General features: G+C 72.0%; 22 protein-coding genes. 21 read left to right on the forward strand and 1 reads right to left on the reverse strand.

Annotated features, from left to right (window positions below):
* Positions 1-91: 91 nt before the first annotated feature.
* From ACQYWQ_RS22915 to ftsH, 5 genes are all read left to right on the forward strand, one after another.
* The gene (locus tag ACQYWQ_RS22915) at positions 92-1,450 is read left to right on the forward strand and encodes an ammonium transporter (RefSeq protein WP_431037112.1); all 1,359 of its coding nucleotides are present in this window, start codon (positions 92-94) and stop codon (positions 1,448-1,450) included.
* The gene (locus ACQYWQ_RS22920; RefSeq protein WP_431037114.1) at positions 1,447-1,785 is read left to right on the forward strand and encodes a P-II family nitrogen regulator; all 339 of its coding nucleotides are present in this window, start codon (positions 1,447-1,449) and stop codon (positions 1,783-1,785) included. Before ACQYWQ_RS22915 ends, ACQYWQ_RS22920 begins: the two co-directional genes overlap by 4 nt.
* A 515-nt stretch (positions 1,786-2,300) precedes the next feature.
* Positions 2,301-4,802, forward strand: a complete 2,502-nt coding sequence (locus ACQYWQ_RS22925) for a [protein-PII] uridylyltransferase (protein WP_431037116.1) — start codon at positions 2,301-2,303, stop codon at positions 4,800-4,802.
* 323 nt (positions 4,803-5,125) lie between these two features.
* Positions 5,126-6,667, forward strand: coding sequence for a signal recognition particle protein (gene ffh / locus ACQYWQ_RS22930; RefSeq protein WP_431037117.1), 1,542 nt, complete (start codon positions 5,126-5,128; stop codon positions 6,665-6,667).
* A 439-nt stretch (positions 6,668-7,106) separates the two neighbouring features.
* Entirely contained in the window at positions 7,107-9,029 is a 1,923-nt protein-coding gene (ftsH, locus tag ACQYWQ_RS22935) for an ATP-dependent zinc metalloprotease FtsH (RefSeq protein ID WP_431037119.1), read from the forward strand.
* 406 nt (positions 9,030-9,435) lie between these two features.
* Here ftsH and ACQYWQ_RS22940 read toward each other — a convergent pair whose 3' ends face one another.
* Complete coding sequence (locus ACQYWQ_RS22940; protein WP_431039304.1) at positions 9,436-10,404, reverse strand: SAM-dependent methyltransferase; 969 nt, start codon at positions 10,402-10,404, stop codon at positions 9,436-9,438.
* Positions 10,405-11,121: 717 nt separating this feature from the next.
* On the opposite strand from ACQYWQ_RS22940, the gene ACQYWQ_RS22945 reads away from it, so the two are divergent.
* The 16 genes from ACQYWQ_RS22945 to whiG all read left to right on the forward strand — a co-directional run bounded on the left by ACQYWQ_RS22945 (position 11,122) and on the right by whiG (position 24,581).
* Positions 11,122-11,766 carry a hypothetical protein gene (locus ACQYWQ_RS22945; RefSeq protein WP_009068899.1) on the forward strand — a complete coding sequence of 215 codons (645 nt, stop codon included), beginning with the start codon at positions 11,122-11,124 and terminating at the stop codon, positions 11,764-11,766.
* Between the two features lie 479 nt (positions 11,767-12,245).
* Positions 12,246-12,674: a 30S ribosomal protein S16 gene (gene rpsP, locus ACQYWQ_RS22950; RefSeq protein ID WP_431037121.1), complete on the forward strand. Its 429-nt coding sequence runs from the start codon at positions 12,246-12,248 to the stop codon at positions 12,672-12,674.
* Position 12,675: 1 nt separating this feature from the next.
* On the forward strand, positions 12,676-12,915 hold the full coding sequence (locus ACQYWQ_RS22955; protein WP_431037123.1) for an RNA-binding protein: 240 nt from the start codon (positions 12,676-12,678) through the stop codon (positions 12,913-12,915).
* A gap of 141 nt (positions 12,916-13,056) precedes the next feature.
* A complete protein-coding gene (rimM, locus tag ACQYWQ_RS22960; protein ID WP_431037125.1) occupies positions 13,057-13,764 on the forward strand; it encodes a ribosome maturation factor RimM in 708 nt (235 codons plus the stop codon).
* Positions 13,765-13,856: 92 nt separating this feature from the next.
* Positions 13,857-14,663 carry a tRNA (guanosine(37)-N1)-methyltransferase TrmD gene (gene trmD, locus ACQYWQ_RS22965; RefSeq protein ID WP_431039305.1) on the forward strand — a complete coding sequence of 269 codons (807 nt, stop codon included), beginning with the start codon at positions 13,857-13,859 and terminating at the stop codon, positions 14,661-14,663.
* Positions 14,664-14,791: 128 nt separating this feature from the next.
* Positions 14,792-15,142: a 50S ribosomal protein L19 gene (gene rplS, locus ACQYWQ_RS22970; protein WP_008745407.1), complete on the forward strand. Its 351-nt coding sequence runs from the start codon at positions 14,792-14,794 to the stop codon at positions 15,140-15,142.
* Positions 15,143-15,228: 86 nt separating this feature from the next.
* A complete protein-coding gene (lepB, locus tag ACQYWQ_RS22975) occupies positions 15,229-15,924 on the forward strand; it encodes a signal peptidase I (RefSeq protein WP_431037126.1) in 696 nt (231 codons plus the stop codon).
* Positions 15,917-17,200 (forward strand): signal peptidase I, encoded by a 1,284-nt coding sequence (gene lepB / locus ACQYWQ_RS22980; protein WP_431037128.1) that lies wholly within the window; start codon positions 15,917-15,919, stop codon positions 17,198-17,200. The genes lepB (ACQYWQ_RS22975) and lepB (ACQYWQ_RS22980) overlap by 8 nt, the downstream gene beginning before the upstream one ends.
* Positions 17,097-18,023 carry a signal peptidase I gene (lepB, locus tag ACQYWQ_RS22985; protein WP_431037129.1) on the forward strand — a complete coding sequence of 309 codons (927 nt, stop codon included), beginning with the start codon at positions 17,097-17,099 and terminating at the stop codon, positions 18,021-18,023. Before lepB (ACQYWQ_RS22980) ends, lepB (ACQYWQ_RS22985) begins: the two co-directional genes overlap by 104 nt.
* Positions 18,024-18,117: 94 nt before the next feature.
* Positions 18,118-18,870 carry a signal peptidase I gene (gene lepB / locus ACQYWQ_RS22990; RefSeq protein WP_431037131.1) on the forward strand — a complete coding sequence of 251 codons (753 nt, stop codon included), beginning with the start codon at positions 18,118-18,120 and terminating at the stop codon, positions 18,868-18,870.
* Positions 18,871-19,072: 202 nt separating this feature from the next.
* Positions 19,073-19,648: an NUDIX hydrolase gene (locus ACQYWQ_RS22995; RefSeq protein WP_431039306.1), complete on the forward strand. Its 576-nt coding sequence runs from the start codon at positions 19,073-19,075 to the stop codon at positions 19,646-19,648.
* A 53-nt stretch (positions 19,649-19,701) separates the two neighbouring features.
* Positions 19,702-20,010 (forward strand): DUF2469 domain-containing protein, encoded by a 309-nt coding sequence (locus ACQYWQ_RS23000; protein ID WP_007821609.1) that lies wholly within the window; start codon positions 19,702-19,704, stop codon positions 20,008-20,010.
* A gap of 278 nt (positions 20,011-20,288) precedes the next feature.
* Positions 20,289-20,654, forward strand: a complete 366-nt coding sequence (locus tag ACQYWQ_RS23005) for a YraN family protein (RefSeq protein WP_431037132.1) — start codon at positions 20,289-20,291, stop codon at positions 20,652-20,654.
* Positions 20,655-22,271, forward strand: a complete 1,617-nt coding sequence (locus ACQYWQ_RS23010; protein WP_431037134.1) for a YifB family Mg chelatase-like AAA ATPase — start codon at positions 20,655-20,657, stop codon at positions 22,269-22,271. It begins immediately after the preceding gene.
* Positions 22,268-23,455, forward strand: a complete 1,188-nt coding sequence (gene dprA, locus ACQYWQ_RS23015) for a DNA-processing protein DprA (protein WP_431037135.1) — start codon at positions 22,268-22,270, stop codon at positions 23,453-23,455. The genes ACQYWQ_RS23010 and dprA overlap by 4 nt, the downstream gene beginning before the upstream one ends.
* Positions 23,456-23,741: 286 nt before the next feature.
* Positions 23,742-24,581 (forward strand): RNA polymerase sigma factor WhiG, encoded by an 840-nt coding sequence (whiG, locus tag ACQYWQ_RS23020; RefSeq protein WP_431037136.1) that lies wholly within the window; start codon positions 23,742-23,744, stop codon positions 24,579-24,581.
* The last annotated feature ends 12 nt before the right edge of the window (positions 24,582-24,593 follow it).

A 24,593-nucleotide genomic window follows, 5' to 3' on the forward strand; every position in this document is an offset into this window, starting at 1 on the left:
GCTGCGACAACCTCTTGGCGCATAACGGCCCACCCCTCACGACCGCACTGGTTGAGCCCGCACGGGCCGCACCGACGACGAGGAGACGCAGATGCCCCCAGGCATTGCGCTCGCCGCAGACGCTCCCCAGCTGTCTGCCGCGAACACGGGATTCATGCTCATCTGTTCCGCCCTGGTCATGTTGATGACCCCGGCGCTGGCCTTCTTCTACGGAGGCATGGTCCGCGTCAAAAGCACCCTCAACATGCTGATGATGAGCTTCATCAGCCTCGGGATCGTCACGATCCTGTGGGTGCTCTACGGCTTCAGTCTCACTTTCGGGACGGACAAGGGAAGCCTGATCGGCTGGAACGGCGACTTCGTCGGACTCAGCGGGATCGGTGTCGTGGAGCTCTGGGACGGGACCACCATCCCGATCTACGTCTTCGCCGTCTTCCAGCTGATGTTCGCGATCCTGACGCCCGCGCTCATCAGCGGCGCGCTCGCCGACCGCGTCAAGTTCACCGCCTGGTCGCTCTTCATCGCGCTCTGGGTCACGGTCGTGTACTTCCCCGTCGCGCACTGGGTCTGGGGCAGCGGCGGCTGGGCCGCCGACCTCGGCGTCATCGACTTCGCAGGTGGTACGGCCGTCCACATCAACGCGGGTGCCGCCGCGCTCGGCGTCATCCTCGTCATCGGCAAGCGCATCGGCTTCAAGAAGGACCCGATGCGGCCGCACAACCTGCCGCTCGTGATGCTCGGTGCCGCGCTGCTGTGGTTCGGCTGGTTCGGCTTCAACGCCGGCTCGTGGCTCGGCAACGACGACGGCGTGGGCGCGGTGATGTTCCTCAACACGCAGGTCGCCACCGGCGCGGCGATGCTCGCCTGGCTCATCTACGAGAAGATCCGCCACGGCGCCTTCACGACCCTCGGCGCGGCGTCCGGCGCCGTCGCCGGCCTCGTCGCGATCACTCCGTCCGGCGGTGCCGTCAGCCCGCTCGGCGCCATCGCCGTGGGCGCGATCGCCGGTCTGCTGTGCGCGATGGCCGTCGGGCTCAAGTTCAAGTTCGGCTACGACGACTCGCTCGACGTCGTCGGCGTCCACCTCGTCGGCGGGATCGTCGGCTCCCTGCTCGTCGGCTTCTTCGCCACCGGCGGCGTCCAGTCCGACGCCAAGGGCCTCTTCTACGGGGGCGGGCTCGACCAGCTCGGCAAGCAGGCGGCGGGCGTCTTCGGAGTCCTCGCGTACTCTCTCGTCGTCTCCGCGCTCCTCGCCTTCCTCATCGACAAGACGATGGGCATGCGGGTGAGTGAGGACGACGAGGTCTCGGGCATCGACCAGGTCGAGCACGCCGAGACCGCGTACGACTACAGCGGAGCCGGCGGCGGCTCCCTGCCCCGCAGCACGTCGGCCCCGCTCGCGACCGAGACCTCGGCCGCTGCGGCGACGAACAAGAAGGTGGACGCATGAAGCTCATCACCGCGGTCGTCAAGCCGCACCGGCTCGACGAGATCAAGGAAGCCCTCCAGGCCTTCGGCGTCCACGGCCTGACAGTGAGCGAGGCGAGCGGCTACGGCCGGCAGCGCGGCCACACGGAGGTCTACCGGGGCGCGGAGTACACCGTCGACCTCGTGCCCAAGATCCGCGTCGAGGTCCTGGTCGAGGACGAGGACGCCGAGCAGCTCATCGAGGTCGTGGTCAAGGCCGCCCGCACCGGCAAGATCGGCGACGGCAAGGTCTGGAGCCTCCCCGTCGACACCGCGGTCCGTGTCCGCACCGGCGAGCGCGGCCCCGACGCCCTCTGATCCCTGGGCCATGCCCGGTGCCGCCCCGACGTCCCCCGCCCCGCACGCCGCCCACGCGACGTACGGGGTGGGGGACGGGCGTATCGGGGCTGGGACGCGTCGGGGGAGCGGGTGCGACGTCGCCGCGGGCGACGGCAGATCGGCGGGTACGGCGCGGGACGCGGCGGACGCCGCCGGTACGGGAGCGACGCTGCCGGTATGGGGGCGACACCGCCGGTATGGGAGCGACGCTGCCGATACGGGGGCGACGCTGCCGGTACGAGGCCGACCCGGTGCGTACAGGGGCGAGCGGGGCGTGCGCGTCGGGGCCCTCGGGCCACGCGTCGTGGCATATGCGACGTCGCGTGCGACCTGCGCTTTCGCCGCGACGTCGCCCCGTCCCTGGCGACCACGGAAACTCGAGAAACCGCTGGAATCACAGAAACGACCAACGAGCCCCAGGAATCACGAACCTTCGCCGTTGACACCGCTGACCGATCACGAACCCCGCTCCGGCGGGGGCCAGGAGCTGCCGGGTGACGAGCCTCGACCAACGCCAGGAAACCGACGACGCCGAGCCGGGGGGCTACGCGGCGGCGCGACTGCGCCTGCTGCACGAGAACGCGGAGGACGGCCGCGCCCGCAGGCAGGCACTCGCCACGCTCACCGACACCTGGCTCGCCGGGCTCTTCGACGCCGCCGCCGCGCCCCGCGGCGTCGCCCTCGTGGCGGTCGGCGGCTACGGACGCGGCGAACTCTCCCCCCGCAGCGACCTCGATCTCCTGCTCCTCCACGACGGCCGCGCCGAACCGGCCGCCATCGCGGCCGTCGCCGACCGCGTCTGGTACCCCGTGTGGGACCTCGGTCTCGACCTCGACCACTCCGTACGCACTCCGGACGAGGCGCGCAAGACCGCAGGCGAGGACCTGAAGGCCCACCTCGGCCTCCTCGACGCCCGCCACGTGGCCGGCGACCTCGGACTGACGACCGCGCTGCGTTCGACCGTTTTCGCCGACTGGCGCAACCAGGCTCCCAAGCGCCTCCCCGCCCTCCACGACCTGTGCGCCGAACGTGCCGAGCGCCACGGTGAGCTGCAATTCCTCCTCGAACCGGACCTCAAGGAGGCGCGCGGCGGCCTGCGCGACGCGACCGCCCTGCGCGCCGTCGCCGCGTCGTGGCTCGCCGACGCACCGCGTGCCGGGCTGGACGAGGCGCGCCGCACGCTCCTCGACGTACGCGACGCCCTCCACCTCGCGACGGGGCGCGCCACCGACCGTCTCGCCCTCCAGGAGCAGGACCAGGTCGCCGCCCACCTCGGCCTGCTCGACGCCGACGCGCTGCTCCGGCAGGTCTACGAAGCGGCCCGCACCCTCGCCTACGCGGGCGACGTCACCTGGCGCGAGGTGCAGCGCGTCCTGCGCGCCCGTTCGCTGCGTCCTCGGCTGCGCGCCGTCTTCGGCGGCGGACGTGCCGCCCCGGAGCGCACGCCGCTCGCCGACGGCGTCGTGGAGCAGGAGGGCGAAGCCGTCCTCGCCAGGACGGCGCGCCCCGAACGCGACGCCGTCCTGCCCCTGCGCGCCGCCGCGGCCGCCGCGCAGGCCGGCGTCCCGCTGTCCCCGCACGCCGTACGCCGCCTCGCGACCGCCTGCCCGCCGCTCCCGACACCGTGGCCGGCCGAGGCCCGCGAGGAACTGGTCACCCTCCTCGGCGCCGGACGGCCCACCGTCGAGGTCTGGGAAGCCCTTGAGGCGGGCGGACTCGTCACCAGGCTGCTGCCCGACTGGGAACGCGTACGGTGCCGCCCGCAGCGCAACGCCGTCCACACCTGGACCGTCGACCGCCACCTCGTCGAGACAGCGGTACGCGCCGCCGCGCTGACCCGTCGCGTCTCGCGCCCCGACCTGCTGCTCGTCGCCGCGCTGCTCCACGACCTCGGCAAGGGGTGGCCCGGCGACCACTCGGTGGCGGGCGAGATCATCGTGCGCGACGTCGCGGCGCGCATCGGCTTCGACGCCGCGGACGTCGCGACGCTCGCGACAGCCGTGCGTCACCACCTGCTGCTCGTCGAGACCGCGACGCGACGTGACCTGGACGATCCCGCGACGGTACGCGGCGTCGCCGACGCCGTGCGCGACGTCGCGACGCTGGAACTGCTCCACGCCCTCACGGAGGCCGACGCCCTCGCGACGGGTCCCGCCGCGTGGTCCGCGTGGCGTGCCTCGCTCGTCGACGACCTCGCGAGCCGCGTCGCCGCCGCGCTCTCCGGCGCCGAGCCACCCGAACCGGAACCGGCGGCGCTCACCGCCGAGCAGGAAAGGCTCGCCGTCGAGGCGTACCGCACCGCGGGCCCCGTCCTCACGCTCCGTACCCACCACGAGGAAGAGCCGGACGACGCGGCGGCGGAGGCGCAGGCCCCCGTGGGCGTCGAGCTGCTCGTCGCCGTGCCGGACCAGCCCGGCGTCCTGTCCGCCGTCGCCGGCGTCCTCGCGATGCACCGGCTCACCGTCCGCACCGCGGAATTCCGCGGCACCGAGATCCCCGGCGAACTGCGCACGGCGCCCGAGACAGCAGCCGATACGAGGCGCGACGGAGCGCGCGCGGGCGACGCCACAGCCGTCCTCGTCCTGGACTGGCGCGTGTCCGCCGCGTACGGCTCGCTGCCCCAGGCGGCGCGGCTGCGCGCCGATCTCGTCCGCGCACTCGACGGCAGCCTCGACATCCGCGGTCGTCTCGCGGAACGCGACGCGGCGTACCCGCGCCGCAAGGGGCTCTCCGTCCCTCCGCCCCGGGTGCGCGTCGCCCCCGCCGCGTCCCACAGCGCGACAGTCATCGAGGTCCGCGCGCAGGACGCCCCCGGCCTGCTCCACCGTCTCGGCCTGGCGCTGGAGAACGCGGGGGTACGGGTACGCAGCGCCCACGCCAGCACCCTCGGCGCCAACGCCGTCGACGCCTTCTACGTCACAGGCCCCGACGGCGGCCCCCTCGCCCCCGACGCGGCGTCGACGCTCGCGGCCGAACTGGAACGCACGCTGAGCTGAGACGCCGCGACGCGGGGACGCCGCGACGCGGGGACGCCGCGACGCAGGGTGAAGCGACGCCGCGTACGCCGCGACGTCACCGCGGTGCGCGCGACGCCGCGTACGGGGGGCGGCGCGACGTCGCCCGCGCGCGACGTCGCGCCCAACGCAGCGCCGCATGCCGCGCCCTCGGCACCCCCAGCCCCCGCCCTGCCGCCGTGGTCGCGCCCCCACCCCGTGGCGGAACAGTCCCCCTTTCCCCCGCGACGGCTTTCGTTCGCGGCAGGGCGGATACCCTAGACAGCGATTACCCCTGCCCCCGACCCCGAGGACCGACGAGCGCCGTGTTCGATACCCTCTCCGATCGCCTCTCAGCGACTTTCAAGAGCCTCCGCGGCAAGGGGCGGCTGTCCGAGGCGGACATCGATGCCACCGCGCGGGAAATCCGCATCGCGCTCCTCGAAGCCGACGTCGCGCTTCCCGTCGTGCGCGCCTTCATCAAGAAGGTCAAGGAGCGCGCCCTCGGCGAAGAGGTCTCCAAGGCACTCAACCCCGCGCAGCAGGTCATCAAGATCGTCAACGAGGAGCTCGTCGGCATCCTCGGTGGCGAGACGCGTCGCCTGCGCTTCGCCAAGCAGCCCCCGACCGTGATCATGCTCGCGGGTCTCCAGGGTGCCGGTAAGACGACCCTCGCGGGCAAGCTCGGCCGCTGGCTCCAGGCACAGGGGCACTCCCCGCTGCTCGTCGCCTGCGACCTCCAGCGCCCCAACGCGGTCAACCAGCTCAGTGTCGTCGCCGAGCGCGCGGGCGTCGGCATCTACGCGCCGCAGCCCGGCAACGGCGTCGGCGACCCCGTGCAGGTCGCCAAGGACTCCGTCGAGTACGCGCGGACGAAGCAGTACGACGTCGTGATCGTCGACACCGCCGGGCGACTCGGTATCGACCAGGAGCTGATGCAGCAGGCAGCGGACATCCGCGACGCCGTCAGCCCGGACGAGATCCTCTTCGTCGTCGACGCGATGATCGGCCAGGACGCGGTGAACACCGCCGAGGCCTTCCGCGACGGCGTCGGGTTCGACGGCGTCGTGCTCTCGAAGCTCGACGGCGACGCGCGAGGCGGTGCGGCGCTCTCCATCGCGCACGTCACCGGCAAGCAGGTCATGTTCGCCTCCAACGGCGAGAAGCTCGACGACTTCGACGCGTTCCACCCGGACCGCATGGCGTCGCGCATCCTCGACATGGGCGACGTGCTCACGCTCATCGAGCAGGCCGAGCGGACCTTCAGCCAGCAAGAGGCTGAAGAAATGGCCCGCAAGTTGCAGAAGGGCCCGAAGGAGTTCACGCTCGACGACTTTCTCGCCCAGATGGAGCAGGTCCGCAAGATGGGCTCCATCTCCAAGCTGCTCGGCATGTTGCCCGGCATGGGCCAGATCAAGGACCAGATCAACAACCTCGACGAGCGCGACGTCGACCGCACCGCCGCCATCATCAAGTCGATGACCCCGGCCGAGCGCGCCGACGCGACCATCATCAACGGCTCGCGTCGTGCCCGTATCGCCAAGGGTTCCGGCGTCGAGGTCAGCGCGGTGAAGAACCTCGTGGAGCGCTTCTTCGAGGCGCGCAAGATGATGTCGCGCATGGCCCAGGGCGGCGGGATGCCCGGGCTCCCCGGTATGCCGGGCATGGGCGGTGGCCCAGGGCGCCAGAAGAAGCAGCAGAAGCAGGCCAAGGGCAAGCGCCGCAGTGGCAACCCGATGAAGCGCAAGGCCGAGGAGCAGGCCGCGGCCGAACGCCGTGCCCAGGCCGCGGCCGGCGGCCAGGACGACGCGCAGCAGGGCGGCGGCACCTTCGAGCTGCCCGACGAGTTCAAGAAGTTCATGGGCTGAGCCGAGGCCGCCCGGCCATCGCAGACCCCTGTGCGCAAGGGCGGGGCGTCCCCTTTCCGGGGGCGTCCCGCCCTTACGCATGGGCGCCTCGTCATGCGGGGCGACGCCTCTTCACGCGCGCGGCGCGCGTCGTCGGTGCCGCGAGACGGAACGTGACGGCGCGACGGTACGCGGCAGGGACGCGACGTGCGGCGTTACGGCGGCCACGCGACGTCGCGCCGCACGGGCCCACCGCACCCGCCGCGACGTCCGGCCCGTACGCGACGTCGCGTCACCGCGCGACGTACGTACGCGGCGTCCCTCCCCGCGCGCCCGGTGCCCCCGCCTCCTCACTCGCCCCCTGTCCGGCCGAAGCCGGGGGGCTGTCGTGGCATACCTCCGTTAATGTCCGGATCAAGGCATGCGGGGGAGGACCCGTTCCGGCGGCGAAGGAGCACGCGTGAGCAATCCCGTACCCCCGCGCGACCGGACGGACCAGCCGTGGCGCTCGGAGGGGGCACCGCCCCCACCGCCGCCGAAGCGGAAGCCGCCGTGGGGGCGGATCATCATCGCCGCGCTCCTCGTCTACCTCCTGACCAACCTGGTGCTCACGCTGGTCAACCGCGATGACGACACCACGATCTCGTACACCGAGTTCAGCAAGCAGGTCGACGACAACAACGTCGCCAAGATCTACTCCAAGGGCGACTCGATCCAGGGCGAGCTGCGCAAGTCCGAGCCGAAACCGAAGGACTCGGACGGCGACGGGGACTACAAGAAGTTCACGACGCAGCGCCCTTCTTTCGCTGATGACAAGATCTGGGCCGATCTCGAACGCCACAAGGTCACTGTCACCGCACGCCCCGTTGTGCAGGAACGCAGCCTCCTGACCAATCTGCTCATCTCACTGGCGCCGATGATCCTGATCATCGTGCTGTGGCTGTTCATCGCACGCCGGGTGAGTTCCGGCCTCGGCGGCGCCGGCGGGATGCTCGGCCGCAAGCAGCCGCCCAAGCCGATCGAGATGGAGGGCGGCAAGCGCACCACGTTCGCCGATGTCGCGGGCATCGACGAGGTCGAGGGGGAGCTGAACGACGTCGTCGACTTCCTCAAGCACCCCGACGCCTACCGCGCGATGGGCGCGAAGATGCCGCGCGGCGTCCTGCTCACCGGACCGCCGGGAACAGGAAAGACGCTGCTCGCGCGCGCCGTGGCGGGTGAGGCGAACGTGCCCTTCTTCTCGGCCTCGGCCTCGGAGTTCATCGAGATGATCGTCGGCGTCGGAGCGAGCCGCGTGCGGGAACTCTTCGCCGAGGCCCGCAAGGTCGCGCCGTCGATCATCTTCATCGACGAGATCGACACGATCGGTCGCGCACGCGGCGGCGGCTCCGGCCTCGGAGGCCACGACGAGCGCGAGCAGACGCTCAACCAGATCCTCACCGAGATGGACGGCTTCTCGGGGTCCGAGGGCGTCGTCGTCATCGCAGCGACGAACCGTGCCGACGTCCTCGACCCCGCCCTCACCCGCCCGGGCCGTTTCGACCGCACCGTCGTCGTCAGCCCGCCGGATCGCGAGGGCCGTGAGGCGATCCTGCGCATCCATACCCGGGGCATCCCGCTCGCCCCCGACGTCGACCTCGCCCAGGTCGCCCGCATCACCCCCGGTATGACCGGCGCCGACCTCGCCAACCTCGCCAACGAGGCCGCCCTCCTCGCCGTCAAGCGCCGCAAGCACGACGTCACCATGCCCGACTTCTCCGGCGCCCTGGAGAAGGTGCAGCTCGGCGCCGAACGCAGCCTCGTCATGCCCGGCGAGGAACGGCGCAGGACCGCGTACCACGAGAGCGGCCACGCCCTCCTCGGCATGCTGCAACCGGGCGCCGACCCGGTCCGCAAGATCACGATCGTGCCGCGCGGCCGCGCCCTCGGCGTCACCCTCTCGACCCCGGACGCCGACAAGTACGCCTACACGGAGGAGTACCTGCGCGGCCGCATCATCGGCGCGCTCGGTGGGATGGCGGCCGAACAACTCGTCTTCGGCGTCATCACGACCGGCGCCGAGAGCGACCTCGAACAGGTCACCAACCTCGCGCGCGGCATGGTCGGCCGCTGGGGCATGAGCGAACGCGTCGGCAGGCTCTCCGCGCTCCCCAACGACGGCCAGCAGCCCTACGGCCTCGCCGCCGCGCCCGCGACGCTCGACACCATCGACGAGGAGATGCGTCGCATCGTCGACGAGTGCTACGCCCACGCCGTGCGCACGCTCCAGGAACACCGCGCCCAGCTCGACGCCCTCGCCGGTGCCCTCCTGGAGAGCGAGACCCTCGACGAGGCGGACGCGTACCGCGCCGCCGGCATCCCCCGCCTCGCCAAGGACGACTGAACCGCCGCCGCGCGACGCCCGGAGCGTGGCCGAAACAGGTCGTGTCACGGCGCGGGGATACGCCGCGTGGCGGACGTCGCGCGCAGACGCCGCGGCCGCCGGAGGTACGACACGTCGCGCCGACACCTCGACGCCCCGACGTCGCGTCGAGATGGCGCGGGGCCGACGGCCGCGGCCCACGCGACGTGGCATAGGCGACGTCGCGCGCGGGGGCGCGCGACGGGAGCGGGCGCGACGCGACGTGGGTGGGGGCGCGACGTGTGCGGGGGCGCGACGTGGGTCGCGGGAACGCGCTACGTCGCGTCGCGCGTGGTGGTACGTGACGCGCGCGACGTAGCGCGACACACCGTCCGTATTACCGCCCCGCGCGTCGTCGTGGGCACACGCGTCGTCCTCGCGTGTGCCGTCAGTTCCGCTGAGCGACTACGTAGCGGAAGACATTCGGCATCCAGACGGTGCCGTCCTGCCGCGTGTACGGGTGCAGGGCCTCGCGCAGTTCCTTGTCCACCTGCGCGGCGTCCGTCGCCTCGACCGCCGCGTCGAAGAGCCCCGTGGAGAGCAGACCCCGCACCGCGCCGGCCGTCCCCGCGTACCCGAACGGGCATGCCACGCGCCCCGAGCCCAGCAGCCGCAGACCGGCGCGGGCGGCGACCGCCTCCAGGTCGTCCCTGCGCTCCGGGCGCCAGCCGTCCCCCGCTCCCAGCTCGCCGGGCCCGAAGGCGAGCGACGCGTCCGTGGCCGCGAGCCGCGTCGCGACACGCAGCACCGCCGAGGCGGCGCACCGTTCCGGCGGTCCCCAGCCGGCCACCACGACCGTCGCACCGCGTGCGGCGAACGGCAACGCCGCGCACAGTCGCGCCGTGAGGGTCTCGTAGTCACCCGCCGTCGCGCCTGCGGGCTGAAAGGCGGTCACGACCGTGTACGGCGGAGTGTCCACGTCGCGCAGCACGGCGGGTGACCCGTGCAGAAGACGCGGCGTCGCGACGCCTCCGGGGGCGGACGCGACGTCGCCCGCCGCGACGTCGCGCTCCGGCACGGCTGCTCCGGGCGGGGGAACCGCTCCCCCCGACCGTCGCCCCTCCTCGGTCACAGGGCACCGGAGTCGCTCGGCGGCGAGTGCCAGGCGCGCCCGTGGTCCTTCGTCCACGCCCGTCACCGTCGCACCCCGTGCCCGCGCGAGCACCAGCGCGAGCCCCGCCCCGCAGCCCAGGCCGAGCAGGCGCGCACCAGGACCGACGTCGAGCCGCTCGTACACGGCCTCGTAGAGCGGGACGAGCGTGCGTTCCTGGATCTCCGCCCAGTCCAGGGCGGCCCGTTCCTCGTCGCGTGCGCGCCGGGAGACCGCGGCCCCAGGACGTTGTTCCCGCACGAGCATGGATGTCATGGATGGCGCCCCCATCGGCCCAGAGGTGTGTGATGCCTGTGCAGTCCGCCCCCGTGCGGCCCATGCCGCTCTCGTGCGCGGCGTGAGCCGTCGCTTGTCCGCGCGTGCTCCCTCTCCCGTATGCCAGGAAACTCCGTCCGCGCCGTGCCGTCCAGGGGAGGCCCGGGGCTTGTCGGCCAATGCCCGCGTGCCGCGTGCCGCGTGCCGCGTGCCGCGTGCCGCGTGCCGCGTGCCGCGTGCCGCGTGCCGTGCGCGTTCCGGTGGCCTCCGAGCGGCGCCGCGCCCCGACGTCACGCCACTGTCGCGTAGTGCGCCACGCGACGTGGTGCCGGGCACGCGACGTGGCCGCGCGCGGCCACGTCGCGTCGGCGGACCGCGCGACGTCGCCCCGTACCTGCGGCGTCGTACCCGCCCCGCCCCCCGCCGGGGAGGCCTCGCGCGTCGCGCGGTAACGTCGGCCCGTCGCGTGCCCCGGGACACCTCCGAGCAGGGCAGGCGACCGGGCCGGACACGCGGCTCCCGCCGCGAGTTCCCCGTGGCACTTCTCGGAGCCGCCCGAGGCGCGCCGCGTCGCGTCGCCGGACGCAGTGCGTAGCGGCGCTACGTACGGTCTTGCGGGGGACTGTGACGGCTTCTCCGCACATCGACGCACCCGCCCTCCTCAGGACGCATCAAGACCAACTGGCGGGTACGAGCAAATTATTTGGGATGGCCCGGAATAGGAACACGCCGCGCGCGCGGCTCGTTGGTCACGACGTGAGCACGACACCACCTGTTCTCGCCGCAGAGCTGGCACAGGCGTGGGCCGACATTCAGCGGTACCACCCCGACCTGCCGGATCTTGCCGCGCCCGAGTCCCTGATCGGGGAGTCGTCGTCCGCCTGCGGACACGAACTCTCCTTCGAACGACTGCTTCACGAGGCAGTTCACGGTCTCGCCGCCGCCCGGGGTGTTCGCGACACCTCCCGCGCCGGCCGCTACCACAACCGCAGATTCCTCACGATCGCCGAGGAGCTGGGCCTGGACCATCCTGAGGAGCCGCATCCGAGCAGCGGTTTCTCCCTCGTCACGCTCAGTACCGAGGCGAGGAAGCGGTACCGCGCCACCATCGACCAGCTGCACCGCGCGCTGAAGGCGCACACCGCCGCGACCTCCACCGACTCGTCGAGCAGTTTCCGCGGCCCCGCGGCGCGGCACGGTTCGTCCGGCGGCGGCGTGCGCGTCAAAGCGGTGTGCGACTGCGGGCGGAACGTACGCGTCGTTCCCTCGGTCCTCGCCCAGGCGCCGATCATGTGCGGCGGCTGCGGAAAGCCGTTCCGCATCCCCGAGCCCGCCGTGCCCGCCATGTCCTGAACGCCGGGCCGCGTGCCGCTGTGCGAGCCGACGGCGCGGCATGTCCGGCACCCCTGCCCCGGACGTGCCACGCCGCCGGACGCCGCGGCGCGCTTCTCTCGTACGCCTGTGCTCCTCGCGCGCGACGTCGCGGCGCATCACGCGGGCGACGTCGCGGCACGGCGTCCCGTGCGGTGCGCCGTCCCCGCGTCATCGCACGCGACGTCGCGTCGCCCCCGGCACGTCGGGTACGTCGCGTCCCCCGTCGCGTCGTACGGGTCGCGCACGTCGCGTGGCCCCGTAGCGGCGGTGATCCTGGCGCTCCTACCCACGGGTCCGGGCGCGTCGTCGGCTGTGGCAGAATGGACAGCTGTACTCGACAGCCGCACAGGACCCCTCTCTCCTCCGGCTGACGTGTCCTGCGGGCCCGGTCGGATTCCGCAACCCCACGCGGCATCATCCGGTGCCCCACCCCGTCAAGACCAGGAGACACCACTCCCGTGGCAGTCAAGATCAAGCTGAAGCGTCTGGGCAAGATCCGCGCGCCTCACTACCGCATCATCATCGCCGACTCCCGCACCCGCCGTGACGGCCGTGCGATCGAGGAGATCGGCCTGTACCACCCGGTGCAGAACCCCTCGCGCATCGAGGTCGACGCCGACCGCGTCGCGTACTGGCTGGGTGTCGGCGCGCAGCCGACCGAGCCCGTGCTCGCCATCCTGAAGAAGACCGGCGACTGGCAGAAGTTCAAGGGCGAGCCCGCCCCGGCGCCGCTGCTCCAGCCGGAGCCGAAGCCCGACCACAGCGGTCTCTTCGAGGCCGCCGCGGCGAAGGCCGGCGACGAGCCCAAGGGCGAGGCGATCACCCAGAAGGCGAAGAAGGCCGATAAGAAGGACGAGTCCGACTCGTCCGAGTCGACCGAGGGCTGACATGCTCGACGAGGCTCTCGAACACCTCGTGAAGGGCATCGTCGACAACCCCGACGATGTGCAGGTCGCCGAGCGCAACCTGCGCCGCGGGCGCGTGCTTGAGGTACGGGTGCATCCCGACGACCTCGGCAAGGTGATCGGTCGCAGTGGCCGCACCGCGCGTGCCCTGCGCACCGTCATGGGTGCCATCGGTGGCCGTGGCGTCCGCGTCGATCTCGTCGACGTGGACCACGTGCGCTGAACTCGCACATGCGCTGAGGTCCCACCGGACACAGCACAGCACCGGCGCGGGCCGGGGCGGGCCCTCGGGCCGGTCCCGGCCCGTCGTCGTACCAGGACCCACGTCGCCGCAGGCGTCGTAGCAGGACAGGAGATCCCCAGAGTGCAGCTGGTAGTCGCACGGATCGGCCGCGCCCACGGCATCAAGGGCGAGGTCACCGTCGAGGTGCGTACGGACGAGCCGGAGCTGCGGCTGCCGCCCGGCGCCGTGCTCGCGACCGATCCGCCCGGTGCCGGGCCGCTGACGATCGAGCAGGGACGGGTGCACAGCGGCCGGCTGCTGCTGCGCTTCGTGGGGGTGAAGGACCGCACCGCCGCGGAGGCGCTGCGCAACACGCTGCTCATCGCCGAGGTCGATCCGGAGGAGGTGCCCGATGACCCCGAGGAGTTCTACGACTATCAGCTCATGGACCTCGACGTGGTCACCGAGGACGGCCAGGAGATCGGGCGGATCACGGAGATCTCACACCTTCCCTCGCAGGACCTCTTCATCGTCGAGCGGCCCGACGGCAGCGAGGTGATGATCCCCTTCGTCGAGGAGATCGTCACCGAGATCGATCTCTACGAACAGCGCGCCGTGATCGACCCGCCGCGGGGGCTGCTCGACCCGGACGAGGCCGACGTCGCCTCGGAACGGGAGACGTCGCGTACGGACGAGGACACGACGCCGGACGACGCCACGTCGCCCGCCACGTCGCGTACGGACGACGCCACGTCGCGTACGAACGGGGCGGCGGACGAGGCGTCGCACGCGACGTCCGACGCGAAGAGCGCGACGTCGCGCGACGTCGCGCCCGAGGGCCCCCGGTGACCGCCGCCACGTCGCGCAGTGCCGCCACGTCGCGCGAGCCCGCGGCCGCGGACTCGTCGGCTGCCGTCGCCCCCTCGCTCCGCCTCGACGCACTGACGATCTTCCCCGAGTACCTCGACCCGCTCCACGTCTCCCTCGTCGGCAAGGCGCGCGCCCGCGGGCAACTCGACGTCCACGTGCACGACCTGCGCGACTGGACGTACGACCGTCACAACACGGTCGACGACACGCCGTACGGCGGCGGGCCCGGGATGGTCATGAAGACCGAGCCGTGGGGCGACGCCCTCGACGAGGTGCTCGCGGACGGCTACGAGGCCGGAGCCCGCGAACCGGTTCTCGTCGTACCGACGCCGAGCGGCCGGCCCTTCACCCAACAGCTCGCCGTCGAGCTGTCCGCCCGCCCGTGGCTGATCTTCACACCGGCGCGGTACGAGGGCATCGACCGGCGCGTCATGGAGGAGTACGCGACGCGGCTGCCCGTGTACGAGGTCTCCATCGGCGACTACGTGCTGGCGGGCGGCGAGGCGGCGGTCCTCGTCATCACCGAGGCCGTCGCGCGTCTCCTGCCCGGCGTGCTCGGTAACGCCGAGTCGCACCGCGACGACTCCTTCGCCCCCGGAGCTATGGCGGACCTGCTCGAAGGCCCCGTCTACACGAAGCCGCCGTCCTGGCGCGGACGCGGCATCCCCGACGTACTGCTGAGCGGCCACCACGGCAGAATCGCGCGCTGGCGCCGCGACGAGGCGCTGCGCCGTACCGTCGCGCACCGCCCCGACCTCATCGCCCGGTGCGACCCCGCGGCCTTCGACAAGAAGGACCGCGAGACGCTCTCGATCCTCGGCTGGCGGCAGGGGCCCGACGGCCGATTTGGGCCTGCCCCCTCCGACGTGGAAGAATAGGCCGCTGCCGTCCGTCCGGCGCGCGCCCCTGCCACAGGGGGAACGACGCCCGCCCGGCGAAGCGGCACCCTTCACTCATCACCATGTTCCGCTGATGACCTGTGGCATCAGCGAGGAAGCAGACACACATGTCCAACCTGCTCGACTCCGTCGACGCCGCGTCGCTGCGCAGCGACCTCCCGTCGTTCCGCCCCGGCGACACCGTCAACGTCCACGTGCGCGTCATCGAGGGCAACCGCTCCCGTGTGCAGCAGTTCAAGGGCGTCGTCATCCGCCGCCAGGGCTCGGGCGTCCGCGAGACCTTCACGGTCCGCAAGGTCTCCTTCTCCGTCGGCGTGGAGCGCACCTTCCCCGTGCACACCCCGATCGTCGAGAAGATCGAGCTGGTGACCCGCGGTGACGTCCGTCGCGCCAAGCTCTACTACCTCCGTGAGCTGCGCGGCAAGGCCGCGAAGATCAAGGAGAAGCGCGAGAGCTGATCTCGCACGCGCCGCCGGCAGGCAGCGCGCACCGGGCCGTCACGGCCCGAGGGGTCCACAGTGCCGCCCGATACCATCGGGGCGTCATGGACACCGAAACGCAGGACACGGAGCGCGACCGCTCCGCCGTACCGAGTCCGTCCGCGCACGCGACGGACCAGGCGGTGGAGGGGTCGCGCTCTCGTCTGTCCTGGCTTCCCGGCGGCACCTGGACCGTCGCGGGGCTCGCTCTGGTCGTCGCCCTGCTCCTCGTGAGCCGCTTCGTCGCGCAGCCCTTCGGGATTCCCAGCGCGTCGATGGAACCCGCGCTTCACGTCGGCGACCGTGTCATGGTCGACAAACTGGCGTACCGTTTCGGCGGCGAGCCTCGCCGCGGCGACGTCGTGGTCTTCGACGGCACCGGCTACTTCGGTGACGGCGACTACATCAAGCGCGTCGTGGGAATCGGGGGTGACCGAGTGCGGTGCTGCGCCAAGGACGGCAGGCTCACGATCAACGGGAAGCCGGTCACCGAACCCTTCCTCCACGCGGGAGACGAGCCTTCGGACGTCGCGTTCGACGTCGTGGTCCCGGCCGGACGTCTCTTCGTCCTCGGTGATCACCGCGCGGACTCCGCCGACTCCCGGGACCACCTCGGCTCCCCGGGCGGCGGCATGATCCCCCTCGACGCCGTACGTGGCCGTGCGGACCTGGTGGTCTGGCCACCGAGCCGCTGGAGCGGTCTGCAACAACGCGACGCCTACGCGCGTGTCCCGGCGCCGTCCGCCGCGGCGCATGGGTAGGCACGGGGGACAGCCGGGGCAGCGCGGAACGGCGGACGGCGACGACGACCCCGACGTCGCGGCGCGCGACGCGACCGGATCGTCACCCGACGCGACGTGGCACGCCTCGTACGGGGGCCGGGAGGGGGCCGGGGCCCACGACGCCGTGTACGAGGGCCGGGATGCCCCGAACGTCGCGGGCGACGGCGCGCACGCCGGGTACGACGCCGCGCACGCCGGGTACGACGCGGTGCACGCCCGGTACGACGCCGCGGAGGCGACGTATGACGCGGAGAGCCGGACGCGACGCGACGTAGGTCGTGTGGGACGTCGCGCGCGGGCACGTCGCGTCGCGCGCCGCAGACGTCGCGCGACGTTGCGCGAGATCCCTCTCCTCCTGAGCGCGGCGCTGATCATCGCCCTCGTCCTGAAGACGTTCTTCGTGCAGGCCTTCGTGATCCCGTCGGGTTCGATGGAGGAGACGCTCCGGATCGGCGACCGCGTCGTCGTCGACAAGCTCACGCCGTGGTTCGGCGCCGACGTGCACCGCGGCGACGTCGTCGTCTTCCGCGACCCGGGTGGTTGGCTCGGGGCTGAGGCGCCGGGGCAGGACACCTCGTCCGGCCCCGTACGGCAGCTGAAGAAGGGCTTGGCGTTCATCGGTCTGCTGCCGTCCGCCGATGAGAAAGACCTGATCAAACGCGTCATAGGCGTCGGGGGCGACACCGTCGCGTGCTGCGACGCGCGGGGACGCGTCACCGTCAACGGCCAGGCCGTCGAAGAGCCGTACGTGCGTGCGGGAAATAGGCCGTCCGAAGTGGAGTTCACAGTCCATGTACCGGCCGGGCGCCTCTTCGTGCTGGGGGACCACCGGGCGAACTCGGGGGATTCCCGTTTCCACCGCGAGGCGGGCCACGACGGAACCGTCGCGGAGGACGCCGTGGTAGGGCGGGCCATCGCCGTTGTCTGGCCCGTGGGGAACTGGTCCACGCCGGGCCACAGGGAGCGCTTCGCGCGGGTCCCCGACGCGGCGTCGGGGTGGCCTGCGCACACAGAGGACTCGCATAGTCTGGCCCAGGCGCGGCCGAAGGCCGGCGTCGCGCTCCCGACCCCTGCGGAACTCCCGCTCGTTATGGGAGTGATGGGCCTGCGCCTCGTACGGCGCGGGCAGTGGCTCGAAGTGAGGAGTGAGCGTGGGGGACGTCGCGGTGGGCGCCCGGTCCGGACACGAGGGGCCGGAAGAGCCGGAGCAGGGAGGCGCGGGACCGGCCGGCGCCGGAGAAGGGCGGGAGCCTGAGGTGACCGAATCCGGCGCGGACGCACCGCGAGGACATGGCAGGACCAGCGCCCCGAAGAAGCCCCGGCCGTTCTGGAAGGAACTGCCGCTGCTCATCGTCATCGCGCTGGTCCTGGCGCTGATCATCAAGACGTTCCTGGTGCAGGCGTTCTCCATCCCGTCCGGCTCGATGCAGAACACGCTCCAGGTCAGCGACCGGGTGCTCGTCGACAAGCTCACGCCGTGGTTCGGCTCGAAGCCCTCGCGCGGCGAGGTGATCGTCTTCAAGGACCCGGACCGCTGGCTGGAGAACGAGCCCACGCCCACGCCCAACATCCTCCAGAAGGGCCTCAGCTTCATCGGGCTGATGCCATCGGCGGACGAGAAGGACCTGATCAAGCGCGTCATCGGCGTCGGCGGGGACACCGTCGAGTGCAACGGCACCGGACCCCTCAAGGTCAATGGGAAGCCGCTCGACGAGCCCTACGTCTTCCAGGGGAACACGGCCTGCTCGGTCGACGAGGGCGGCCAGTTCAAGGTCAAGGTCCCCAAGGGCAAGCTCTGGGTGATGGGTGACCATCGTCAGGCGTCCGCCGACTCGCGGTACCACCAGACCGACCGCAACCAGGGATTCGTCCCTGTCGACAACGTCATCGGCCGCGCCTTCGTGATCGCCTGGCCGCCGAACCGCTGGTCCACCCTCTCGGTGCCCGGCACCTTCCACCAGTCCGGCATCAACGCGGCGGCCTCCGCGACCGCCCCCGCTGCCCTCGGCCTCGTGGGTGCTTTCCCGCTCGTGCTCTGGCGCAGGCGCAGGCTTTCTGCCGAGCGTACCGACGGGTAGGGTGCCTCCCCAGACCGGCGATCACCGCGGCCGGACGCCCCGTGTGCCGGGTGCGCCGGCCCGGTGACGCACCGTTCCATCTGGGGGCACCACCATGAGCGCATCATCCGGTACGGCCCCGCCCGGAAGCCGTAGGGGAAACGTGCTGTCCGGCATCGTCGTCGCGCTGGGCTTCGTGCTCCTCGTCGGTGGGTTCGCCTGGGGGGCGTGGGAGTACCGGCCGTACACGGTGCCCACGCCTTCGATGACCCCGACCATCGACGCGGGGGACCGCGTGCTCGGGCAGCGCATATCGGGTGACCAGGTGCGCCGCGGCGACGTGGTCGTTTTCAAGGACCGCACTTGGGGCGAAGAGACGCTGGTCAAACGCGTCGTGGCCGTCGGCGGCGACAAGGTCGCCTGCTGCACCGACGGCCGTCTCACCGTCAACGGCGAACAGATCGCCGAGCCCTACCTCCCCACCGACGCCGCGCACAGCGGTACGCGGCTGCCCGAGACGGTCGTGCCGAAGGGCCGACTCTTCGTTCTCGGCGACGAGCGTGCGGGTTCCCTCGACTCCACCGCCCACCTCGACGATGTCGCGCGCGGCTCCGTGCCCCGCTCCGCGGTCTCGGCGCGCGTGGACGCCGTCGTCCTGCCCTGGCGCGGCATGCTGGAGCGCCCGAGCGGCTTCGCCGGGCTCCCGGGCGGCATCTCCACGCCGGGACCCCTGCGCCTGCTCCTCGGCTCCGTCGTGCTCGGCGCCGTACTGATCCTCGGCGGGGCGGCGTACGGCCCCCTCGCGCGACGCGGCGAGCGACGTCGCGCCGCGCGACGCCGGAGGGAGGCGGCGACGAGTGCGGTCTGAGGGCGGTGGAGACGCGGACACACACGCGGGCGGCGGTACGTGGCGGGATGGCGCGGCGCACGGGGACGATGCGGCGTACGGGGACGACGCGGCGCCTGGGGCCGGCGTGGCGCGTGGAGATGACCCGACGGTGAGCTTCCGCGACGGGGCGGCGTCGGGGGACGACGCCTCGCCCGGCGCGTACGACGCGACGCTGCGTAACGTGGCGCGGCGCTCCGGAGACGCCGCGCCGACCGCCGCCGCGCGCGCCGCCGCGCCGTACCCGACCTCCCGGGCCGCTGCGCCCCGCGACACCTCTTCGCTACGCCGCGTAGCGCGGGTCGTCCTGCTCGATCCGGACGACCGCATCCTCCTGATCCACGGACACGAGCCCGGGGACGCGTCCGACGCCTGGTGGTTCACTCCCGGCGGCGGCTTGGAGGGGGACGAGACGCGTGAGCAGGCGGCTCTGCGGGAGCTGAGGGAGGAGACAGGGATCACGGAGGTCGCCCTGGGGCCCCTCCTGTGGAGGCGGACCTGTTCCTTCCCCTTCGCCGGCCGGCGCTGGGAGCAGGACGAGTGGTACTACCTCGCCCGTACGGCGCAGACCGCCACAGTCGCGGAGGGGCTGACCGAGCTGGAGCGCAGCAGTGTGGACGGCGTCCGGTGGTGGACCTGCGACGAGCTGGAGGCCACGTCGGAGACGGTGTATCCGACCCGGCTCGCGTCGCTCCTGCGGCGTCTGCTGCGCGAGGGGCCGCCACCGGTGCCCGAGATCCTCGCCACGGAAATCGCCTGAGAGTGGATGGGCAGGCGCACAATGGGGGGACGCACGGCTGAAGGGGAACTGCCATGAGCGCCGAGGACCTCGAAAAGTACGAGACCGAGATGGAGCTGAAGCTCTACCGGGAGTACCGCGACGTCGTCGGCCTGTTCAAATACGTGATCGAGACCGAGCGGCGCTTCTACCTGACGAACGACTACGAGATGCAGGTGCACTCGGTGCAGGGCGAGGTGTTCTTCGAGGTGTCTATGGCGGACGCCTGGGTCTGGGACATGTATCGCCCCGCGCGCTTCGTGAAGCAGGTGCGGGTGCTCACGTTCAAGGACGTGAACATCGAGGAGCTGAACAAGACCGACCTGGACCTTCCCGGCGGCTGAACAGCGACGACGGCGAAACCGAACGACGAACCGAACCAACCGGAGGGGCCCGGCGCGCAGGCGTGGGGCCCCTCCGTCATGTCTGCTCGGCCGTCCCCATACATCAGGAAGCCGGGTACCGAGACCGGCCTGGGGATAACTCTGCGTTTTCGCCGACACGCCTCACCCGAACGGGTGGTCGATTTTTCTTTTTCTTCCAAGTTATCCACAGATTTTCGTCGAGCCCTCCCGTGCCCTCTCTTCGTCCGTCACAGTCAGTGAGGAAGGAGGTGGTGTCCGTGAACACCAGAACGGCACTGGGCAAGTACGGCGAGGAAGCCGCAGTGAGGTCGCTCCGCACTTCAGGGCTGCGGATCGTGGCACGCAATTGGCGGTGCGGCCGGGCCGGTGAAGTCGACATCGTCGCCCTGGACGGCGACACCCTGGTCATCTGCGAGGTGAAGACCCGCAAGGCCGGGGGGTTCGAGCACCCGATGGCGGCGGTACGGGGCGCGAAGGTGGACCGATTGCGGCGGCTCGCCGAGTTGTGGCTGAGCAGGCACGGAGGGGCGCCGCCGGGAGGAGTGCGCATCGATCTCGTGGGGGTCCTCGTCCCGCGACGGTCGGGGGCTCCTGAGATCGAGCACGTGCGGGGGGTGGGCTGAATGGGCTTCGCCCGTACCTGCTCGGTCACCCTGCTCGGCATCGACGCGGTGGTGGTCGAGGTCCAGGCCGACCTGGAACCGGGTGTCGCCGCCTTCACCCTCGTCGGGCTGCCCGACAAAAGCCTGGTCGAGAGCCGCGACAGGGTGCGCGCCGCCGTGGTCAACTCCGGCGCCGAGTGGCCGCAGAAGAAGCTGACGGTCGGGCTGAGCCCCGCGTCGGTCCCCAAGAGCGGCAGCGGATTCGACCTCGCGGTCGCCTGCGCCGTCCTCGGCGCCACGGAGCGGATCGCCCCCGCCGCGCTCGCCGACCTCGTGATGATCGGCGAGCTGGGCCTCGACGGACGCGTCCGGCCGGTGCGCGGCATCCTGCCCGGTGTCCTCGCCGCCGCCGATGCCGGGTACCGGCACGTGGTCGTCCCGGAGGGTTCCGCGGCCGAGGCTGCCCTCGTGCCCGGGATGTCCGTCCTGGGGGTGCGCAGCCTGCGCCAGCTCGTCGCCGTACTCGCGGGCGAACCGGTACCGGAGGAGGAGCCACTCGCCCCCGGCCGTCCTGATCCTCTGCACGCAGGTCTGTCGATGCCGGGCGCGGGGTTCGGGACCGGTGCCGCTTCCGGCCTCACGGACCGGCAGCCGGACCTCGCGGATGTCGCGGGACAGCACACCGCTCGCCGTGCCCTGGAGGTCGCCGCCGCCGGCGGCCACCACCTGCTGCTGCACGGGCCGCCGGGTGCGGGGAAGACCATGCTCGCGGAGCGGCTGCCGGGCATTCTGCCGCCGCTGACCCGTCCCGAGTCCCTGGAGGTCACCGCGGTGCACTCGGTGGCGGGCATGCTCCCGCCCGGGCGGCCGCTGGTGGAAGCACCCCCGTACTGCGCGCCGCATCACTCGGCGACGATGCAGTCGCTCGTGGGCGGCGGCGCCGGGCTGCCCCGACCGGGCGCCGTTTCGCTGGCCCACCGTGGAGTGCTTTTTCTCGATGAGGCTCCCGAGTTCCACGGTCAGGTGCTCGACTCCCTGCGGCAGCCGCTCGAATCGGGGTACGTGGTGATCGCGCGTGCCGCGGGGGTGGTCCGGTTGCCGGCGAAGTTCCTCATGGTGCTCGCGGCCAATCCCTGTCCGTGCGGCCGCAGCGGCCTCGTGGGCGACCCTTGCGAGTGCCCGCCGGCCCTGGTGCGGCGCTATCAGGCCAGGATCTCCGGCCCGCTGCTGGACCGCGTGGACCTCCACGTCCGGGTCGATCCCATCGGCCGGGCGGAACTGCACCGGGATCGCTCGGACAACGAGTCCACGAGCGTCGTGGCCGCGCGAGTGCGCGAGGCGCGGGAACGCGCGCTCGCCCGGTATCGCGACGAGCCGTGGCACTGCAACAGCGAGGTTCCAGGCCATGAGCTGCGTACGCGCTGGCCACTCGCCCCCGGTGCTCTGGACACCGTCGCCAGAGACCTGGAGCGCGGCTTGCTGACAGCCCGGGGGCTCGACCGGGTGCTGCGCGTCGCCTGGACCCTCGCCGATCTGGCGGGCCACGACCGCCCCGACGCGGCGGCCTTGGCGCTGGCTCTGGAGCTGCGTACCGGCGTACGACGCGGAGCCGCACTCACGACGGGAGCCCCCGCATGAGTGAGGCGAACCCCACGCCGGCCGGGGCGAGCGACACCGAACGCCTGGCGCGCGCCGCCCTCAGCAGGGTGCTCGAACCGGGCGAACCGAAGACCGGCGTCCTGCTGCGCACCAGCGGTGGGGCCTCGCCGCTCCTGGAACGCCTGCGTGCGGGCAAGGAGCCCCCCAAGGGCTTCACGAGGGCCCGTTGGGAAGGGCTGACCGCGAGGGCGCTGCGCGCGGACCCGGAGCAGGATCTGGTGCGCGCCGCGGCGGTGGGCGGGAGGTTCGTGTGCCCGGGGGACCTGGAATGGCCTTCGCAGCTCGACGATCTCCAGGACATCCGCCCCTTCGGGCTGTGGGTGCGCGGGCCCGCTGACCTGCGCATGTGGTCGCTGCGGGCAGTCGCCGTCGTGGGGGCGCGGGCCTGCACCGACTACGGCACCTATATGGCAGGGGCGCTCTCCGTCGGCCTTGCGGAACGGGGCTGGGTCGTCGTCTCCGGGGGAGCGTTCGGGATCGACGGAGCGGCGCATCGCGGGGCCTTGGGTGTCGCCGGGGGCACGGTGGCGGTGCTCGCCTGTGGCATCGACCGCTGCTATCCCCCGGGGCATGCGCGCCTCCTCGCACGGATCGCCGAGCAGGGGCTCTTGATCGGGGAGCTGCCGCCGGGGGAGCACCCCACCCCCAGCCGCTTCGTCACGCGCAACAGGGTCATCGCCGCACTGACCCGCGGGACCGTGGTGGTCGAGGCCGCGCTGCGAAGCGGGGCGCTCGTCACCGCCCGCGCGGCCGGGCGTCTGGGGCGCCACGTCATGGGAGTTCCTGGTCCCGCCACCAGCGGCCTCTCCGCGGGAGTGCACGAACTCCTGCGCGGCCAGGGGCACCTCGTGACGGACGCGGCCGAGATCGTGGAGCTGGTCGGGGAGATCGGCGAACTGGCCCCGGAACGGCGTGGGCCCCTCGTACCAAGAGATCTGCTGAGCCCTGAGGCGGCGGACGTGCTCGCCGCGATGCCCGCGCGCGGACTGGTGTCCGCGGAGAGTGTCGCTCTGGCCGCTGTCACCGCCAAGGACGACGCCATCGCGCGCCTGTACGAGCTCCAGGCCCTCGGGTTTGTCGAACGGGACGGTGACGGCTGGCAGTTGACACGCCGGACGCGGACCACGGCTTCCCCGGGGCACGAACGCGGTGGTCGCGTGTGACGTGAGCGGGCCGACGGGGCCTCAAGTCCCCGTCGGCCCGCGGGTGGAGCGCGGGGAGCCATTGCGGAGCGTGACGGCACGTGGGGTCTCGCCGGGGGAGCGGAACGTATCTGCAAACGCGTGATCCCCTAACATGCGCACATTGCGGCACCGTAGTCACGCTACGCTCACGACACTCCCACTCTCCGCAGGCGACCGGGCGGCCCCCGCCCCCGCGGGCCCGGCCCGTATCCACAACCCCGCAGACGAACACCTCAGTTCGGCCCAGAACGACCCAAGGCGACGCATGCCCCAGCAGATCTCCGACTCCGACAGCGCGGCGGCTCCCCCTGCCGCCGGTGGCGACAGTGTCCAGCGCCGCGCGCCCCAGTCGGTGGACGAACTGTGGCGCATGTACAAGACGACCGGGGACGCACGGCTGCGCGAGCAGCTGATCCTGCACTACTCGCCCCTCGTGAAGTACGTCGCTGGCCGCGTCAGTGTCGGCCTGCCCCCCAATGTCGAGCAGGCGGACTTCGTCTCTTCCGGGGTCTTCGGGCTGATCGACGCGATCGAGAAGTTCGACATCGAGCGGTCCATCAAGTTCGAGACCTACGCGATCACCCGGATTCGGGGTGCCATGATCGACGAACTGCGCGCCCTCGACTGGATTCCGCGCTCCGTCCGTCAGAAGGCGCGCAACGTCGAACGCGCCTACGCCACGCTGGAGGCGAAGCTCCACCGCACCCCCACCGAGGCGGAGGTGGCACGTGAGATGGGCGTGGGCGTGGAGGACCTGCACGCCGTTTTCAGTCAGTTGTCCCTCGCCAACGTCGTGGCGCTGGAGGAACTCCTCAGCGTCGGCAGTGAGGGGGGCGGCCGGCTCAGCATCATGGACACCCTGGAGGACACCGGGGCCGACAACCCCGTCGAGGTCGCGGAAGGGCGCGAGCTGCGCCGACTGCTCTCGCGTGCCATCAACTCCCTGCCGGACCGCGAGAAGACCGTGGTGATGCTCTACTACTACGAAGGGCTCACGCTCGCGGAGATCGGGCACGTCCTCGGCGTGACCGAGAGCAGGGTCAGTCAGATCCACACCAAGTCCGTGCTCCAGCTGCGCGCGAAACTGTCGAGCTTCGACACCTGAGGGCAGGACGCG

It is taken from the genome of Streptomyces sp. P6-2-1 (genome assembly GCF_050613165.1).
Taxonomy (GTDB): domain Bacteria; phylum Actinomycetota; class Actinomycetes; order Streptomycetales; family Streptomycetaceae; genus Streptomyces.

What these genes read in the sequence shown, in the direction of transcription:
- ACQYWQ_RS22915 (WP_431037112.1), top strand. Translation starts at nt 92, where the DNA reads ATGCCCCCAGGCATTGCGCTCGCCGCAGACGCTCCCCAGCTGTCTGCC.
- ACQYWQ_RS22920 (WP_431037114.1), top strand. Translation starts at nt 1,447, where the DNA reads ATGAAGCTCATCACCGCGGTCGTCAAGCCGCACCGGCTCGACGAGATC.
- ACQYWQ_RS22940 (WP_431039304.1), bottom strand. Translation starts at nt 10,404, where the DNA reads ATGCTCGTGCGGGAACAACGTCCTGGGGCCGCGGTCTCCCGGCGCGCA.
- ACQYWQ_RS22945 (WP_009068899.1), top strand. Translation starts at nt 11,122, where the DNA reads ATGGCCCGGAATAGGAACACGCCGCGCGCGCGGCTCGTTGGTCACGAC.
- ACQYWQ_RS22955 (WP_431037123.1), top strand. Translation starts at nt 12,676, where the DNA reads ATGCTCGACGAGGCTCTCGAACACCTCGTGAAGGGCATCGTCGACAAC.
- rplS (WP_008745407.1), top strand. Translation starts at nt 14,792, where the DNA reads ATGTCCAACCTGCTCGACTCCGTCGACGCCGCGTCGCTGCGCAGCGAC.
- lepB (WP_431037126.1), top strand. Translation starts at nt 15,229, where the DNA reads ATGGACACCGAAACGCAGGACACGGAGCGCGACCGCTCCGCCGTACCG.
- lepB (WP_431037128.1), top strand. Translation starts at nt 15,917, where the DNA reads ATGGGTAGGCACGGGGGACAGCCGGGGCAGCGCGGAACGGCGGACGGC.
- lepB (WP_431037131.1), top strand. Translation starts at nt 18,118, where the DNA reads ATGAGCGCATCATCCGGTACGGCCCCGCCCGGAAGCCGTAGGGGAAAC.
- ACQYWQ_RS23000 (WP_007821609.1), top strand. Translation starts at nt 19,702, where the DNA reads ATGAGCGCCGAGGACCTCGAAAAGTACGAGACCGAGATGGAGCTGAAG.
- ACQYWQ_RS23010 (WP_431037134.1), top strand. Translation starts at nt 20,655, where the DNA reads ATGGGCTTCGCCCGTACCTGCTCGGTCACCCTGCTCGGCATCGACGCG.
- dprA (WP_431037135.1), top strand. Translation starts at nt 22,268, where the DNA reads ATGAGTGAGGCGAACCCCACGCCGGCCGGGGCGAGCGACACCGAACGC.
- whiG (WP_431037136.1), top strand. Translation starts at nt 23,742, where the DNA reads ATGCCCCAGCAGATCTCCGACTCCGACAGCGCGGCGGCTCCCCCTGCC.